Origin of the sequence: Parabacteroides gordonii MS-1 = DSM 23371 (genome assembly GCF_000969825.1) — a bacterium.
Lineage (GTDB): Bacteria > Bacteroidota > Bacteroidia > Bacteroidales > Tannerellaceae > Parabacteroides > Parabacteroides gordonii.
The window spans coordinates 814,623-829,718 of sequence record NZ_KQ033919.1 but is presented as its reverse complement, the minus strand read 5'-3'; the positions used below and the strand labels follow the sequence as shown (position 1 = coordinate 829,718).

The window sequence follows — 15,096 nt, the reverse complement described above, 5'->3', positions numbered from 1 at the left end:
GTTGGGAGTTTGAAATGTACGAAAAGAGGACAAATATGTCGCATTTGAAAAAGGAACTGAAAACCAGCAATATGCTGTTAGACTGGTATAAAACGAATAAAAGGGCTTTACCCTGGAGGGAGTCGTCCGACCCCTACATTATCTGGATATCGGAAATTATTCTTCAGCAGACCCGTGTCGCTCAGGGAATGGATTATTTCTATCGTTTCACCGAACGTTTCCCGGATGTGGCCTCTTTGGCTTCGGCCGAGGAAGACGAAGTACTAAAATATTGGCAGGGATTAGGTTATTACAGCCGTGCCCGGAATCTGCATGCGGCGGCTAAAAGTATTATGGATAAGTTCGGAGGTGTTTTCCCTTCCGAATACAAAGATGTTCTGTCTTTGAAGGGGATCGGAGAATATACGGCGGCTGCCATTGTCTCTTTTGTCTGGAATAAACCTTATCCGGTTGTCGATGGGAATGTCTTCCGGGTGTTATCCCGTTTGTATGCGGTCGATACGCCTATCGATACGACAAGCGGGAAGAAGCAGTTCACTGAATTGGCCGGGATCGTGATGAATCCGGAAAAGGCCGGAGCCCATAATCAGGCGGTCATGGAGTTTGGAGCCTTGCAATGCGTCCCTCAGAATCCGGACTGTGAAGCCTGCCCGTTGAAGGAATGTTGTATGGCGTATGCATCTCATACTGTACAAAGCTTTCCGGTGAAACAGAATAAGACAAAAACGCGTCCCCGGTATTTTCATTATCTATACATAATATATAAGGGGCAGACGTGGCTTTCACGCCGGGGGAAAAAAGATATATGGGAAGGCCTTTACGAATTTCCGCTCATCGAGACCGAACAACCGGCCGATTTTGCCGCTTTGCAGGAAACGGATGCTTTCCGGCATTTGTTCGACGGTGCCGGGAAGCTAAATGTTTCGGTCGATATACCGGAAATAAAACATGTGCTGTCCCATCAGGTATTGCATACCGCTTTTTACCGGGTAGAGATAGAGAAAATCAGTGACGCTTTAAATTCGTATCTGGCTGTTCCGTATAAAGATATCGAACGATATGCCGTTCCCCGTCTTGTACATATTTATTTGGAGAAATTAAATGGAAACTTGTCAGAATGATCGAATTTATGTTTCTTTGTAAGATATTAAAAGAATTATTACTATGTCATTGAATAAAGTCATTTTGATCGGTAACGTGGGTAAAGATCCCGACGTACGTTATTTCGACAGCGGTGCAGCTGTTGCAAACTTCCCTTTGGCAACTTCGGAAAGAGGTTACACACTTGCAAACGGTACGGTTGTACCTGAAAGGACAGAATGGCACAATATTGTGGTGCGCCGCGATCAGGTAGCCTTTGTCGAGAAATGGGTGAAGAAAGGCTCGGGTGTCTATGTGGAAGGAAAGATCCGTACCCGTAGCTACGACGATCAAAGCGGTGTGAAACGCTATGTTACTGAAATTCATGCAGACCGCATCGAATTTTATAATACCGGAACAAGACCGGCTGACGGAGCGTCTGCCAATACCGGAACAAGTTTCCAGCAGGGTGGACAGCAACAGGCTACATCTTATCAGCAACCGGTTTCGCAACAGCCGGATATTTCTTCGGATTCAAACAGTGCGGATGATCTCCCGTTCTGATATTGTTTAACTAATACGGTTCCCCTTGGACTCAGACTATTATTTATCGGGCTTATTTGACCAGGTTACTATACAGGCGCTTACAGCAGGCCCTGTTATAGCATTAAGCCTCGCTTGTATACTGCTGTTAGTGTCCGGCTTCGTGTCGGCATCAGAAGTGGCATTTTTTTCTCTTACCCCGGGTGACATTAACGACATCCGGGAAGAGAATTCTCCTTCAGATCCACTTATCAGACAACTACTGGATCGTTCCGAATATCTGCTTGCGGCTATCCTGATCGCAAACAATTTTGTGAATGTCGCTGTCGTTATGCTTTGTACCTACGGTATCAATGCCCTGATCAACTTCTCGGCGGTGCCTGCTTTAGGTTTCGTGCTGGAAACGATCATACTGACCTTTTTACTTTTACTTTTCGGCGAGATCATGCCTAAGATCTACGCACAAAAGAACTCCCTTCGTTTCGTTCGCCGTTCGGCTTCCGTATTGAATATGGTCGAGCGTATCTGCCGGCCGCTGTCGAAGGTGCTGGTGACTTCCACCTCTGTTATCAATAAGGCACTGGTCAAGAAGAAATACGATCTTTCCGTCGATGAACTCTCCAAAGCGCTCGAACTGACTTCTACCGGAATACCGGAGGAGAAAGAGATGTTGGCCGAGATCATCAAATTCTATAATAAGACGGCAGACGAGATCATGACTCCCCGTCTGGATATGGAAGATATCGAGATAAAGACAAGTTTCCGTAATGTGATCGATTTCGTTATTACTTCCGGTTATTCGCGTATTCCAGTGTATGCCGATTCGGAAGACAATATCAAAGGAATCCTTTATATAAAAGACTTGTTGCCCTATATCGAAAAGCCAGATACATTCCGTTGGCAAAGCCTGATCCGTCCGGCCTATTTTGTGCCTGAGACGAAGAAGATCGACGACCTGCTGGAAGAGTTCCGGACAAACAAGATACACATGGCAATCGTGGTCGATGAGTTTGGCGGCACTTCCGGTATTGTTACGATGGAAGATATTCTCGAAGAGATTGTCGGGGAGATATCCGACGAGTATGATGAAGACGAAAAGCAATTCATCCGTCTGGCGGATGGCAGCCTGATCTTCGAAGCCAAGATCTTGCTGACAGACTTTTTCCGTGTGATCAATGCCGATCCGTCCGAGTTCGGAAAACTGACGGAAGATGTGGAAACGCTGGCCGGCCTTCTATTGGAGATAAAGGGTGATTTCCCGCGTCGCAGGGAGATTATCGACTACAATGATTATCGTTTCCAGATACTGGAAATGGATAACCGCCGTATCTTGAAAGTTAAATTCAATCGCATCCCGGAAGGAGGGAAAGGAGAGGAGTGATGAAGTCTGTTCCGGCAATCCTGGTTTCCCTGTTTATCTTTTTGTGTATCTCCTGTACGGAATATACACCGAAACCGCGCGGCTACTTCCGTATCGAGCCGCCGAAGGCCCGTTATCAGGCATTGCCTCTGGACAGTTTGCCTTATACCTTTAATGTATCCCAGTTGGTTACGGTTGAACTTCCCCCGGTGGGAAGTCCCGAAGGATGGATCAACCTGTCTTATCCCTCGTTGGGTGTGAAGGTGTATTGCAGCTACCTGCCTGTAACCCGGAGCACATTACAGACAGCAGCGGTCGAATCCCGTTCGCTGGTTTCCCGGCAGGCCAAACAGGCCAATGCGGTGAAGGAGCAAGGGTATAGCAATCCCGAAGAACAGGTATATGGCTCTTTGTTCCTGCTCGATGGAGAGTCGGCTTCCCCCGTGCAGTTCATGTTGACGGACAGTGTTTCAAACTTCTTCCGTGGCGCTTTGTATTACGACTGCGTTCCGAATGCGGATTCGCTGGCTCCTCTGACCGACTATTTGCGGCAGGATATCATCGAGTTGATACAATCCTTTAGCTGGAAGAAGTAATGCCTGTCCTTTTTAAACATACGCGCCCCTTGTTTGGAGTCTGGAAGATCGAGGAGACTTCGGACGAACTGTTATCTATGCTCGCTCTCCGGTCGGAGTATCTGCCTTTCCTTCAGAATATAAAAACGGAGAAGCGGCGCCAGGAATGGTTAGCCAGCCGTGTGCTGCTGAAAGAACTATCAGGATCGGAATTACTGATCGCTTATCACGAAGACGGTGCGCCCTATTTACCGGACTCCGCTTACCATCTGAGCATTTCCCATACCAATGGTTATGCCGCAGTTTTATTGCAGGAGCAACCGGCGGCAGGTATCGATATCGAGTATTATTCTACCCGGATATTGAAGATACGCAGCCGCTTCATGTCTCCCGAAGAAGATGCTTCCGTCGACCCGGATAATGCAGTGAAGCACCTGCTCGTCTACTGGTGCGCCAAGGAAGCCCTGTTCAAGATGATCCGGCAGCAAGACGTCGACTTTATCGAACATCTGCATATCGAACCTTTTACTTATGCGGACTCCAGACAAATCAAAGCCTATGAAACCCGTACCGGAGATACCCAGTCCTACACCTTAAGCTATGAGGTGCGCCCTGATTTTGTCTTTGTTTACAGCTTACCTTCCGGCTCCGGTATTTCGAGGTAATACCGTTCTGATCTCTTTTGTCTGTCCTTGTCTCATTATCATAATGTCTTATACTGAATAGGGTTTACACCCAGTGTAACCATAAAGTGTAAAAAAATGCAAAAGCGTAAGAAATGTCATTATGAAGAAAGTTTCAAATTAGAGGTTCTAACAGACTACTATGCCAGTGGCAGCAGTGTTCGTTCAATAACATTGAAGTATGGTCTAAGCTGTACCCGTGTGCTTTTATCCTGGCTGCAACGCTATCCTATTGATGGCAAAGAGTTATCTTTGTCAGAAGAAGTAATAAGCAAGCATATGGCAAAGATTGAAGACCGATCAAATCCCCGGTCCGAAAAGGCGTTAAATCAACGTATAGCAGAGCTTGAAAAGGCTCTGTGGTATGCCAATCTCCGGGCTCGCGGCTTGGAGCTCCTCATTGATGTAGCAGAGAAGAATGAGGGCATAAGCATCAGAAAAAAGCCTGGTGCCAAACAGTAACTCTCCTGCGTGAAGAGTATCAGCAAGAAAGTGTTGAAACTCTTTGCGGATTGTTTGGTAATAGTAGGCAAGCCTACTATCAGTACAAGAAAGAACATGCTGGCCAAGAGATCGTGGAGAACATGATTTGTTCGGCTGTAAAGGAATATCGAATGGAAGATCCCGGCATAGGTGCTTTTAAACTGTATCTAATCCTTTGTGATCTCTATGGGCGTGATCAAATGATGGGACGTGATTCTTTTTACAAGCTTCTACGGCGTAAAAAGCTGATGCTCAAGCCTTCCAAAGGACGTCGGACAACAAACTCCAATCATCGGTATCGCAAGCATAAGAACCTGATAAAAGGCTTCACACCGGATGCGCGTAATCAATTGTGGGTAAGCGACATAACCTACATACCATTAAAAGATACGGTTTGCTATCTGCATCTGATAACTGATGCTTATTCTCATAAAATAATTGGTTGGTGCATGGCTCCCGGGCTTCATGCCGTTTATACGTTAAGTGCTTTAAATCAGGCCATAAAACAGGTTGGTAGTGAACCTCTGTCAGGACTGATTCATCATTCGGACAGAGGCGTCCAGTATTGCTGTGACTTATATGTGCAGACATTGACTGACCATCATATAGCTATCAGTATGACAGAGGATTACAAGCCAACAGACAATGCTGTAGCCGAGCGGGTTAATGGAATAATCAAACAGGAGTGGCTTTACAAGATGGGGGTGTTTGAGAAGCTGGAAGAGATAGAAAAGAAAATGTGTCAAATCATTGATTTCTATAATACCAAGCGTCCTCATATGAGTAACAATATGCTTACTCCCGAGAAAGCCCACCAGGGCACAGGGGTATTGAAAAAGTACTGGAAAAACAAAGTTTATACACCTAAAGAGGCTATGAATCAGGATTATGTATAACTTTGCAAGACCCGGAAAGAAAGAGGCTCCGGATTGTCCATTGTTGACCGTGTAAACTTTTTTAGTAAGACACGGTTAGCTACTGTAAAGAGTATCAGTATGAATAAACTTATTTTGACAAGTTTTTTAGTATTGAAGTAATTAATTTGTAAACCTATTTCAGGTAAAGTCAATAATATATTTCACCTTATTATCATATATTGTGCCAACGTTGTGCCATATATTATGATACTGGAATGTCATAATATATGAGAATGCAGTATCACAATATATGATACTGCAATGAAGTGCCGGATCAAAAAAATTAAAACATAATATCTGTTATCTTGTTTTAAATTATAGAGTATCTGCCTTGCGGATTACATTTATAATAAGATATGGGGCAAAAGAAGAAAATAGCAAAGTATATTTTCCCGGCAATAGGATTGCTGGTCGTGGCTCTTACTGTCTTGAACCTGTATCTGAGCAACCGTCTTGAAAGATATCTGAAAAAAGAACTGAGCCGCCGGACAGCGGAAGCTACGGATGGTTTTTATGCGCTCTCGTTCGACGACCTGTCTATCGGTTTTGTAAAGGGAGAGTTGAAGATAAAAGGCATCAGGCTCGTGCCCGACACAACGGTGTTCCGGCAATGGGCGGCTATCGATAGCTTGCCTCGGACATACGTGAAGGCCGAAGTCGGTGTGATCGATTTTAAAGGGGTGAACCTGACATGGCGCTGGAGTTATAAGAAACTGCATTTTAATTCTTTCGAAATAAAAGATCCGAAGATAGAGATCTTTGATTCGTACAACTCCGACCGGACAGAGAAGAAGGTGAGGAATGTCAGCACTAAATCTTTGTATGAAGTGATCTCACCCTATATAAATGTATTGAGCGTGCGGACACTGAACCTGGAAGATGCCAGTGTCTCTTACACGGTGGAGAATCCGGCGACACCGATCGTCTATGCTTTGGCCGATGTCAGTTTCCGGGCGTATGGTTTTATATTGGATGAGAACTCTTCGCGAAGCGGTAAATTGCTTTATTGCGATAACTTTGAATTTGTCACTCACCAACCGCAGACGCTGCTGGCCAATAACGACTTCGTACTGGAAACCGACAGCATCAAACTGAGCACGCAGGATTCGATAATCTATATAGAAAAGATCAATCTGATCCCGCAGGAGAAGTTGTGGGCGGAGAAAAACCAGAAACCGGACAGCTATGTCGACGCACTGGTTAAAACCGTTGAGGTGAATGGCATACAGTTTAAACGGGAAGAGGCTTTGAATTATCTTACTGCCCGTTCGTTCGAAATCTCATCGTCAGACATACAGGTCTTTAACCTAGCAGGAAATACGGCGTCAAAAGATACCGTGGCTGACACTTTGGTGAAAGTGGATGCCGACTCGTTGGTACAGGCCTTGTCTCTTTACGATATCATATCGCCCGTGTTGCATAGCGTCTCTATTCAATCTATCGGCATCCGGGATGCAAAAGTAGCTTATTCGCAGGCGGTGAAAGATTCGGTGGAGGTATATAAACTGGATAACTTTAATTTCCAGGCGAATGACTTCCGGGTGGATTCCGTTTCGGAGGTGAAGCATGGTCTGTGGTATTCAACCAGTTTCGCTTTTGAAGCGACCGGGATCAGTGGGATGATGACAGCCCGTAACCATCGCCTGGACGTGGAGCGTATGGCATTGAACACGGAAACGGGTGATTTCAGTATCGAGAACATCCGTCTGAAACCCCTCTCGGTGCGGTCGCGGAACGACTATATGTCGGGAAGCATCGATACGATCGTCCTGAAAGGTTTACTGTATGATAAAGGGATCAGTGCCGACCTGTTTAAGATAGACCGTCCTGTCATCCGTTATAATAAAGCACCTTCTTATAGCCGGAAAAATAAAGAACTGAAGGTTCCGGTCGATACCCGGGGGGATATTGAAGGGATATTGAATCCGTTGCTTCAGTATTTATCCATCAAAAAGATCCGTTTGAACCATGCCTTTGTGACGTTGAATGATAGGAGCGTTCCTGATCCCGTCGTTTACAGGTTGAAGGATTTTAATTTCGATGCAACCGATTTCCTGATCGATGATAGTACGAACCGAAGTAAAGGACTGTTCTTTCAGTGCGACCACTTTGGATTCAGCCTGAAGAATTTCGATAATTATTTACCGGGAAAAGAGTATCGCCTGATTGTCGGTAAAGGCGACTTTTCAACCAGGAAAGGTGTGCTTCGTTTACAGGATGTGAAATTACTGCCTCAGGATTCGTTATGGAAAAAGCCTTCAGACTGGCAGGTTCGCTTTGAAACTCCCCTGATCTCAATTTCCGGTATGAACCGCTTACCCGAAAAGCTTGCTCAAAGCCTGGAGACGGGAACAGTTCATATACAATCGCCGGATGTCGGGATAATCAAAAAGGACGGAACTTTCTTTCAAGCCTGTCTGAAAGATTTTGCAGTCAGCAAGGTCGTATGGGATAGTCTGCATTTGGCTGTTGGAGATATTCTGCTGGCTGATCCTGTGTTTTCTTATCAATTGGAGAATGCGCCGGATAAGGAGAAAAAGCAACCGGCTGCAAAGGAGTTGAAAGATATATATGAAGTATTGGGGCGTTTTACCCCTGACCTGTCTTTAGGAAAGCTGGATGTATCGAATGCCGTGCTGAATAGCGATACGGCCAGTCTGTTGCTGGAAGGGTTACACGTAAACGCGGCAGGCCGTTCGTTTAAGCTAAAGACAATCCGGTTCGATACGAAGGATTTATCTTTCCCGCTGGATAATGGTTTCTATACCTTACATATCGGAAAAATAAACCTGGATAACACCGACCTCGACCTCGCTGATATCCGTCTGCTTTCCAAATATCCCAAAAAGGAGTTTGCTTATCTCCAGCCGGAGCATAAGGATTGGTTTGATGTCCGGGCGGGACGTCTGAGTCTGTCGGGAATCGATCTGCCTGCCTGGATTGCGGAGAAAGTAATCAGGGTAAGAAAGGTACAGGTGGACGATGCCGTCCTGCAGAATTTTAAAAATCAGCAAATCATTGTCCCTAGGCGTATTGTACCGATGATCTATTCCGGTTTACAGAAAGCACCGGTTAAGTTGGCGATCGATAGCCTGGATGTCAATAACTTTTCCGTCGTTTACGAAGAACTGGCCCGGAAAGGGATAGAGCCGGGAAAACTATTCTTTACGGAGATGAATGGGAAGTTCTCCGGATTTACGAATATCGTTACCCGTCCGAATCAGTATATCCGCCTGGATGCAAACGGCAAATTGATGGGCAAAGGATACTTTACCGCTACCTGGCTATTACCGGTCGACTCGCTGAACGACCGTTTTATCCTGAATGCCCACATGAAAGATTTCGACCTGACAGCCTTAAATGAACTGATCACCCCGCTTGCCTTTGCCAAAGTGGAAAGTGGCCGGCTGGATGATTTTACATTCAGTACGGAGGCTTCGAGCAAAGGGGCGAAAGTCGATATGTTGTTTCTTTACAGGGATCTGAAAGCGGAGATATTCAAGGAAAAGCATGGTGAAGTGATCGATAATAAGTTTTTGTCGCGCCTGGCCAACCTGGTGTTGAAGCACGATAACCCGGATCATCCGGAAAAAGGAGGGCACAAACCCCGTCAATCGGACCTGACAGTTGAGCGGGATCCGTATCATTCCACCTTTAATTATATATGGCAGATACTGCGCCCCCCTCTGATCGAGTCGGTAGGAGTTTCTAAAAAGACACAGGATGTGGCGAAGGAAGTAAGCGGCTTTTTAACAAAAATAAAAAACTTCTTCCATCCCCGGAAGAACAAGGCGCAAGCTGAAGAAACGGCCGGGAAAACAAATTAACGGGTGAACTTATCCGTGGATGAAATGTTTTAACTATATAGATGTTTGTCTCGCAGATAAGTAATAAACGTAAATATGGAATATGACATAGTTCATCATCCGGAGAAATATCGCTTCGAGGTGAAACAAGATGATTTAACAGCCTTTGTACAATACAGGCTTGTCGGTAATAACCTGGATATTATTCACACGATAGTACCCGGTCCTCTGGAAGGGCAAGGCATCGCCGCTTCGTTAGTGAAAGCAGCCTTCGACTACGCATTAGAGAATCAATTAAAGCCGCGGGCAGTTTGCTCGTACGCTGTTGTATGGTTAAAAAGACATCAGGAATATGCAAGATAACCAATTTGAGAATGATGATTATCCTTTAATCGTAACTCCCAGCAAATGGGCTAGTTCGAGTGCTTGTAGGGAAGTTACAGTGGCTCCACGTAACTCACAACCTGTGATGGGGCTTATCCGTATGCCGGATATGTCGCAGTTACTTAAATCAGCACCTTTCAAGGAAGTACGGTAAAACTCCGCTTCTTTCAGGTTGCATGCATCAAATACCGTATAGGCAAACTGGCAACTCTCCAACGAACCGCTTTTCAGGTCGCTTTGATGGAAGCCGATATATTTTAATTTGCTCATGGTCAGGTTGATATATTCAGCCTTGCAGTTGCTGAAAGTAATATGATTTAAAGACGATTCGGAGAAATTCGCACCGATCAGTTTACAATCGATAAACTCGACACGGTGGAAGCCGGATTCGGAAAAATTGACATTAGAAAGATCGCAGTTCCGGAAGATTATATCACTGAACTGCTATTTTTTTATGCTGCAACCGATCAGCATACAATTCGTGAACAAACAGGATTGTATACTGATATTTTTAGTCTTGATCTCGAATACTCTTTGATTCTTGAAAGCAAACTCTGTCAAATCTTCCCCCTCTTTCAGGAGTACCTCATCCAGCGCTATGTCTTCTTTTAAAACGGCTGTTATCCGCGGAGCAGTTATCTTCATCTTATCTCGTTTTGTAATGAGTCGGTAAAGGTAACTATTTTGATCCGGATTTCCCGTTTCATCTATCTTAATCCAGCAACTTACCGGGAATAACGATCTTGTTCTCCTTTTGTGTCCTGAAGATAATAAATTCGACCTCTTTCGATTTATCGACCTTTTGAAGTACTTCCTGCATCTCCCGGAGGTTATTGACCGGAGTTGTCCCTATCCGGACGATCACGTCGTTAGGGCGGATATAATCCCGTAGCTTGCCACCCAATGCATTGACCGAAATAACGTATACGCCCCGTTCCGAGTCCATTCCCGTAGCCGAACGTTCGCCCAGTGTCTGTAAACTTTTGATCGTGGCACCACACCAGTCGGTGATGTCGCTGCCGGCATGGTCGGCGATCATGATCGGTGCCGGCATCTTGGGTGTGTGTGCGATCGCTTTCAGGCGGGGAGAGACTACGCCGAACTGATCCATGACAAAGTTATGGAAACCGCCTTTCGTGATTGCTTCGGAATCGTCGGGAATAGTGAAATCTCCTTCCGACGGATTGCGGAATTGTACGGAGGTGACGATCGAATGTTCATCCGTCTTGTTTTTGATTGCTGCCGCGTACGACATGCTGTCCGTAAAGATATTGTAGTCGACCATCAATCCCCATTCGCGCACGCTGATCGGTTTATATTCGGTCATCACGATATTCCGTGTAAAGACGTCGCCGCTGTTATTGAACCAGACGTGCGGGTGGAAAGAGTTGTTGATCATGATGTTATTCTCTACTACCCGGTAGAAACCCTCCCTTAACTTGATCCCTCCGTTGAGGCATAAGTTATTATATATATGGTAGTTGCTTGAACCGTCATCGAGGTCGATATCCCATCCCCGGTCGCAACGGAAGCGGTTGTTCCTCATGATGGTCGTCTGGGTGGCATCAGCCAGGATGAGGGCGGGATCTTTGGCTGCAATCGACTCCATCTCCTTGTATTTCGGATGCCAGTAGCGGTCGCGTCCCCAGGAATTGAAAGAACCGTGGTCACCTGTTTCCTTGACCGTATCGAATATGTCGTTGAACTCCAGGATATGGCCGCCCCAGGTTCCTTCGCTGATATTGATCCCGGCGCGGGGAGTGTCGTAGATACTGTTGTGGCTGACGGTGATTGCCTGGCACATGGACAGCTCGACGCCTGTGATCTGCTTTTCGTAGAGGCCGATCGAATGGATCAGATTGTCGTATACGAGACATTGTGCCGGATAATTATTGTTTTTGGGGCCTTTACCCGGATCGATCTCATCGTACGGGACAAACTCGCCGTATTCGAAACTCGGTGAACGAACGCCGGCCGGATCGCCGACGAAGCAGATCGCACTGGCTCCGATCTGCGTCAGGTGCGAACCGGATACTTCCGAATGGCGGTTGTAGTTGGAGAAGAATACGGCATTCCCTCCCAGGTTATGCAGGTAAGCATTACGCAAGGCACAATGTTCCGTTCCTTCAAAGAACACCGCCGCTCCCCGGTAGATCGACCAGTCCGAGCGGAGCAGTTGCTCGTAAGGTTCCATAAAGGTGCGGAGGGTCTGCGTCAGTTCCAGTCCGTCAAGCGTGATGTTCTTTACCGGATCGGCTTCTGTTCCCCGGAATTCGATCAGGTGTTTGAGCTGCGGGGATTCGAAGAGGACTTCGGATACGTTTTCACCCTCGAGCGGGTAGTAGTATAGAACTTGTTCGTCGGCAGCGTAGAACCATTCGCCGGGAGCGTCCAGTTCTTCAAATATATTTTCCACCATCCGGTTGTCCGGATGTATTCCCAGCTGGCGGTTGTTTTGCCAGCCGCCTTCCATCGACAATTCTCCTTTTTTGTTTTTTCCGGTGATGCGGTAATGGAAATCTCCCCAGTCGTGTTTATGCATGGCATGTAAATAACCACCGGCCGGATTTTTCCATTTTTTTACCCGTTCGGGAGCGGTTGCCTGGGCGGAAGTCCCGTTGAAACGGACGGCTTTCTCGTCGAAGTTCGGGAAGCGGGCCAAATGACGCAATTGTCCGTCGGCAACCAGCATATCCATAACCGGACTACCGTTTACTTTCGCTTTCATGATCCCTTTCTTATAAGGTTCCCATTGCAGGTTCAAAGGTATTCCCCCTGAGAGGACGACCTGTTCGCCAGGATAGGCTTTTACGGATAATTGCCGGGTGTCGTTCCCATCCTGCGAAGTGAAAACGACCGGTTTGTCGAGAATATACTTCCCTTCCCGTAAATAAATAACAATTTCACCCTTTTCCGTCCGGGCTTTTTCCAAAGCCGCCGGAATACGGTTGAATGGATTCCGGGCACTTCCATCGCCATCGGCTTTCCCTTCCGGGGAAACATAAAACTCGGATTGCGCCGATATCGGTAGTGTTGTAAAGGCTAGCAGTAAGGCCAATGAGGCTTTCAGTACATTGCTTTTCATTACTAATTAGATTTAAATTCCTATATAAGTGTGTTCTATCTCTTTTCTTCTGATAAACCGATCACATCGTTGCTACCCGTTCAGACAGAATAGGGCTATAGCTGAGATAATTCTTGTTGTTGGCATAAATGAACAACAGGGAACCGCCTTTGATCGTATTAATGATCGGTTTGCTGACCGATTGCGGAAGGGCGGGACAACCGAAGCTACGGCCCAGCCGACCGGAAGAAGCAATGACGGAAGGATTGGAATAAGCCGCTCCGTGAATAACGATTGCCCGCTCTTTGGCACGGTCGTTGATTCCTTTTTCCAGCCCGTTAAGCACCAGTGAATACCCGTTTTTCCCCTGATAAGTATTTTCAGTCAGGAAAAATCCCAGAGAACTTTTAAGCGAACCGTTCTCGTTGGAGAAAGAAGTTGCGTAATTCCCCCCGCTATTCTTCCCGTGTGAAACCAGTGAGGAGAACAACAGTTTCTTATGTCTCATATCGAACACATAAAAACGTTCTTCCGTGGAAGGTTTGCTGAAATCGACCAGGGTCAGAATCTCTTTATCTTTTTGTGTGATCTTATTATAACCGGCCACAGCCTGCTCGAATGCTGCATAATTGACTACTCCATCCAGCTCCATTTCGACATATAACTGCCGGCAGCTTGAAGTTACGGACGTGCGGGGCTCCGGACGACTCATGGAAGAGAAGCTCGCCGGGATAAATAAAAGGAACAGATATAAGAAAACTTTGTGCATGTCTGTGTGAATCAGATCACAAAGGTAAAATATTTAATCGAAAACAAAAACCAGCGTCTCCTCGATCGGTGCCCAGTCGTAAATAAATTTAGCATGTGAAGTGGCATTCCTCACACACATGTGGGAGCGGGGAGTGGTTCCCAGCGACGGGCTGAACTCGATGAGCGTTTTCCTCGGCGCGTTGACCGGTACGCCGTGAATATATCCGCCATTGGTAAAACGGCTGGCGTAAGGAGCAAAACCACCGGTCTCCGTCGTCCCGTCCACCAGATAGATCATCCGGGGTTTCTTTTCCTGGATAACGAAAATACCCGGAGGAGTTTCCTGGGCATAAGGCGGCCTGTGTAATCCGGTGGTTGCCGGGTTCATGCTCCTGACCAGCCATTTATCCCCTATATGTTCGAGGGTGGCTATATTCTGGTTCTTGGTATCGACGAAGATCGCTTTTTTGAATACGACCGTGTCGGCGATAGTTTCGATATATTTGCGGGGCACCATCCATTCTTTTCCGGTATGGACGGAAGCCACTTTTATAAAGTTTGTGTAATCTTCCAGATGTTTAACCAATGCACCGTCGCGGCCATAGAGTTCGGGTACGGCGGTATCGGCCGGGAGATAAAGCGGTACGCCCTGGAAACGTTCCACTCCCAGCGAGTCGGCGATCCGTCGGTAGGAGTCGCGGTGATAGTTCCTGACCAGCGGAGCTTCCCCGTTCTTATTCCTGTAATTCTGCAGGATCGACCAGGTGGCCGGTTCCCGTTGGGTAGACTCGAGCCAGGTGAGCCGTTCGCGTATCTTATCCCATTGGAATTCGCGGGTGGTATCTTTATAAGGATAACTGTCGGCCAGTGTATGCTGGTCGTAAAGCAGTTCCTTTTCGATGATGATCTCTTTGGGAGCCGCTTCGACTTCTTCCACCACTTCGGTGACAGTCGAGTCCGGCACCGATAGTTCATCCGGCACCGGCTTGTCCGTCTTCATCGTACAATAGCTGAGGCTAAGGGCGACAAGACAAAATACCGGAAATATAACAGCTCTTTTCATGCTTGGTTTCTTTTTAGGGTGAATATACATTTTATTATTGACATATCCACCGGTTTATCAGGAAAAGAGGTTATCCCATCCGGAATAACCTCTCCACTTTTTACTCTGCTAACATAAATGAGACATCTGTCCCATCAATCATATTTAATAACGCTTACCGGACAGCTTTCGGCCGCTTCCTTGATTCCTTCTTCGTAATCGTTAAAGTCTACGCCCTCATTCACGTGGGAACGGTCGGTTACGTGAAAAACTTCCGGGCAGATGCCTTCGCAAGTACCGCAGGCGATACAGTCTTCTTCTATCCAAACACTTTTAATTGCCATAGTTGTATACATTAAAGATGATTTATACAAGTATAACAAATCAAGGGGTAAAATGGTTGATGTAA

At 46.4% G+C, this 15,096-nt stretch carries 15 protein-coding genes and 1 pseudogene; 9 read left to right on the top strand and 7 right to left on the bottom strand.

Features of this window, described 5'->3' with window-relative positions; translation table 11 throughout:
- Positions 1 to 35 precede the first annotated feature (35 nt).
- The 9 genes from mutY to HMPREF1536_RS03215 all read left to right on the top strand — a co-directional run bounded on the left by mutY (position 36) and on the right by HMPREF1536_RS03215 (position 9,810).
- Positions 36 to 1,121 (top strand): A/G-specific adenine glycosylase, encoded by a 1,086-nt coding sequence (gene mutY / locus HMPREF1536_RS03255; RefSeq protein WP_028728597.1) that lies wholly within the window; start codon positions 36 to 38, stop codon positions 1,119 to 1,121.
- A 43-nt stretch (positions 1,122 to 1,164) separates the two neighbouring features.
- Positions 1,165 to 1,644 (top strand): single-stranded DNA-binding protein, encoded by a 480-nt coding sequence (locus tag HMPREF1536_RS03250; protein WP_028728596.1) that lies wholly within the window; start codon positions 1,165 to 1,167, stop codon positions 1,642 to 1,644.
- Positions 1,645 to 1,669: 25 nt separating this feature from the next.
- Positions 1,670 to 3,004, top strand: coding sequence for a gliding motility-associated protein GldE (gldE, locus tag HMPREF1536_RS03245; RefSeq protein WP_028728595.1), 1,335 nt, complete (start codon positions 1,670 to 1,672; stop codon positions 3,002 to 3,004).
- The gene (gene gldD, locus HMPREF1536_RS03240) at positions 3,004 to 3,579 is read left to right on the top strand and encodes a gliding motility lipoprotein GldD (protein WP_028728594.1); all 576 of its coding nucleotides are present in this window, start codon (positions 3,004 to 3,006) and stop codon (positions 3,577 to 3,579) included. The genes gldE and gldD overlap by 1 nt, the downstream gene beginning before the upstream one ends.
- On the top strand, positions 3,579 to 4,223 hold the full coding sequence (locus tag HMPREF1536_RS03235) for a 4'-phosphopantetheinyl transferase family protein (RefSeq protein ID WP_028728593.1): 645 nt from the start codon (positions 3,579 to 3,581) through the stop codon (positions 4,221 to 4,223). Before gldD ends, HMPREF1536_RS03235 begins: the two co-directional genes overlap by 1 nt.
- A gap of 96 nt (positions 4,224 to 4,319) precedes the next feature.
- Positions 4,320 to 4,703: a hypothetical protein gene (locus tag HMPREF1536_RS03230; protein WP_046149985.1), complete on the top strand. Its 384-nt coding sequence runs from the start codon at positions 4,320 to 4,322 to the stop codon at positions 4,701 to 4,703.
- Positions 4,704 to 4,753: 50 nt separating this feature from the next.
- Positions 4,754 to 5,620 (top strand): IS3 family transposase, encoded by an 867-nt coding sequence (locus HMPREF1536_RS03225; protein ID WP_122147178.1) that lies wholly within the window; start codon positions 4,754 to 4,756, stop codon positions 5,618 to 5,620.
- A 377-nt stretch (positions 5,621 to 5,997) separates the two neighbouring features.
- Positions 5,998 to 9,468, top strand: a complete 3,471-nt coding sequence (locus tag HMPREF1536_RS03220; RefSeq protein WP_028727942.1) for a DUF748 domain-containing protein — start codon at positions 5,998 to 6,000, stop codon at positions 9,466 to 9,468.
- Between the two features lie 75 nt (positions 9,469 to 9,543).
- Complete coding sequence (locus tag HMPREF1536_RS03215) at positions 9,544 to 9,810, top strand: GNAT family N-acetyltransferase (RefSeq protein ID WP_028727941.1); 267 nt, start codon at positions 9,544 to 9,546, stop codon at positions 9,808 to 9,810.
- An 18-nt stretch (positions 9,811 to 9,828) separates the two neighbouring features.
- Here the strand turns inward: HMPREF1536_RS03215 and HMPREF1536_RS28505 are convergent, their stop codons facing one another.
- The 7 genes and pseudogenes from HMPREF1536_RS28505 to HMPREF1536_RS03190 form a co-directional block, all read right to left on the bottom strand.
- A complete protein-coding gene (locus HMPREF1536_RS28505) occupies positions 9,829 to 10,101 on the bottom strand; it encodes a pentapeptide repeat-containing protein (RefSeq protein ID WP_233426393.1) in 273 nt (90 codons plus the stop codon).
- A 6-nt stretch (positions 10,102 to 10,107) separates the two neighbouring features.
- Positions 10,108 to 10,260: pseudogene (locus tag HMPREF1536_RS28500) on the bottom strand (pentapeptide repeat-containing protein); the annotation flags it as partial.
- A 15-nt stretch (positions 10,261 to 10,275) separates the two neighbouring features.
- Entirely contained in the window at positions 10,276 to 10,476 is a 201-nt protein-coding gene (locus HMPREF1536_RS28060) for a hypothetical protein (RefSeq protein WP_225607990.1), read from the bottom strand.
- 67 nt (positions 10,477 to 10,543) lie between these two features.
- Positions 10,544 to 12,916 (bottom strand): PDZ domain-containing protein, encoded by a 2,373-nt coding sequence (locus HMPREF1536_RS03205; RefSeq protein ID WP_028727940.1) that lies wholly within the window; start codon positions 12,914 to 12,916, stop codon positions 10,544 to 10,546.
- Positions 12,917 to 12,977: 61 nt separating this feature from the next.
- Positions 12,978 to 13,664 carry a murein L,D-transpeptidase catalytic domain family protein gene (locus tag HMPREF1536_RS03200; RefSeq protein WP_028727939.1) on the bottom strand — a complete coding sequence of 229 codons (687 nt, stop codon included), beginning with the start codon at positions 13,662 to 13,664 and terminating at the stop codon, positions 12,978 to 12,980.
- A gap of 33 nt (positions 13,665 to 13,697) precedes the next feature.
- The gene (locus tag HMPREF1536_RS03195; protein WP_044192213.1) at positions 13,698 to 14,708 is read right to left on the bottom strand and encodes a L,D-transpeptidase; all 1,011 of its coding nucleotides are present in this window, start codon (positions 14,706 to 14,708) and stop codon (positions 13,698 to 13,700) included.
- A gap of 134 nt (positions 14,709 to 14,842) precedes the next feature.
- The gene (locus HMPREF1536_RS03190) at positions 14,843 to 15,031 is read right to left on the bottom strand and encodes a ferredoxin (RefSeq protein WP_028727937.1); all 189 of its coding nucleotides are present in this window, start codon (positions 15,029 to 15,031) and stop codon (positions 14,843 to 14,845) included.
- Positions 15,032 to 15,096 lie beyond the last annotated feature (65 nt).

Coding starts and splice junctions, on each gene's coding strand:
- HMPREF1536_RS03200 (WP_028727939.1), bottom strand. CDS start 13,664: ATGCACAAAGTTTTCTTATATCTGTTCCTTTTATTTATCCCGGCGAGC.
- HMPREF1536_RS28060 (WP_225607990.1), bottom strand. CDS start 10,476: ATGAAGATAACTGCTCCGCGGATAACAGCCGTTTTAAAAGAAGACATA.
- HMPREF1536_RS03250 (WP_028728596.1), top strand. CDS start 1,165: ATGTCATTGAATAAAGTCATTTTGATCGGTAACGTGGGTAAAGATCCC.
- HMPREF1536_RS03190 (WP_028727937.1), bottom strand. CDS start 15,031: ATGGCAATTAAAAGTGTTTGGATAGAAGAAGACTGTATCGCCTGCGGT.
- HMPREF1536_RS03220 (WP_028727942.1), top strand. CDS start 5,998: ATGGGGCAAAAGAAGAAAATAGCAAAGTATATTTTCCCGGCAATAGGA.
- HMPREF1536_RS03230 (WP_046149985.1), top strand. CDS start 4,320: ATGCAAAAGCGTAAGAAATGTCATTATGAAGAAAGTTTCAAATTAGAG.
- HMPREF1536_RS28505 (WP_233426393.1), bottom strand. CDS start 10,101: ATGAGCAAATTAAAATATATCGGCTTCCATCAAAGCGACCTGAAAAGC.
- HMPREF1536_RS03235 (WP_028728593.1), top strand. CDS start 3,579: ATGCCTGTCCTTTTTAAACATACGCGCCCCTTGTTTGGAGTCTGGAAG.
- gldD (WP_028728594.1), top strand. CDS start 3,004: ATGAAGTCTGTTCCGGCAATCCTGGTTTCCCTGTTTATCTTTTTGTGT.
- mutY (WP_028728597.1), top strand. CDS start 36: ATGTCGCATTTGAAAAAGGAACTGAAAACCAGCAATATGCTGTTAGAC.
- HMPREF1536_RS03205 (WP_028727940.1), bottom strand. CDS start 12,916: ATGAAAAGCAATGTACTGAAAGCCTCATTGGCCTTACTGCTAGCCTTT.
- HMPREF1536_RS03215 (WP_028727941.1), top strand. CDS start 9,544: ATGGAATATGACATAGTTCATCATCCGGAGAAATATCGCTTCGAGGTG.
- HMPREF1536_RS03195 (WP_044192213.1), bottom strand. CDS start 14,708: ATGAAAAGAGCTGTTATATTTCCGGTATTTTGTCTTGTCGCCCTTAGC.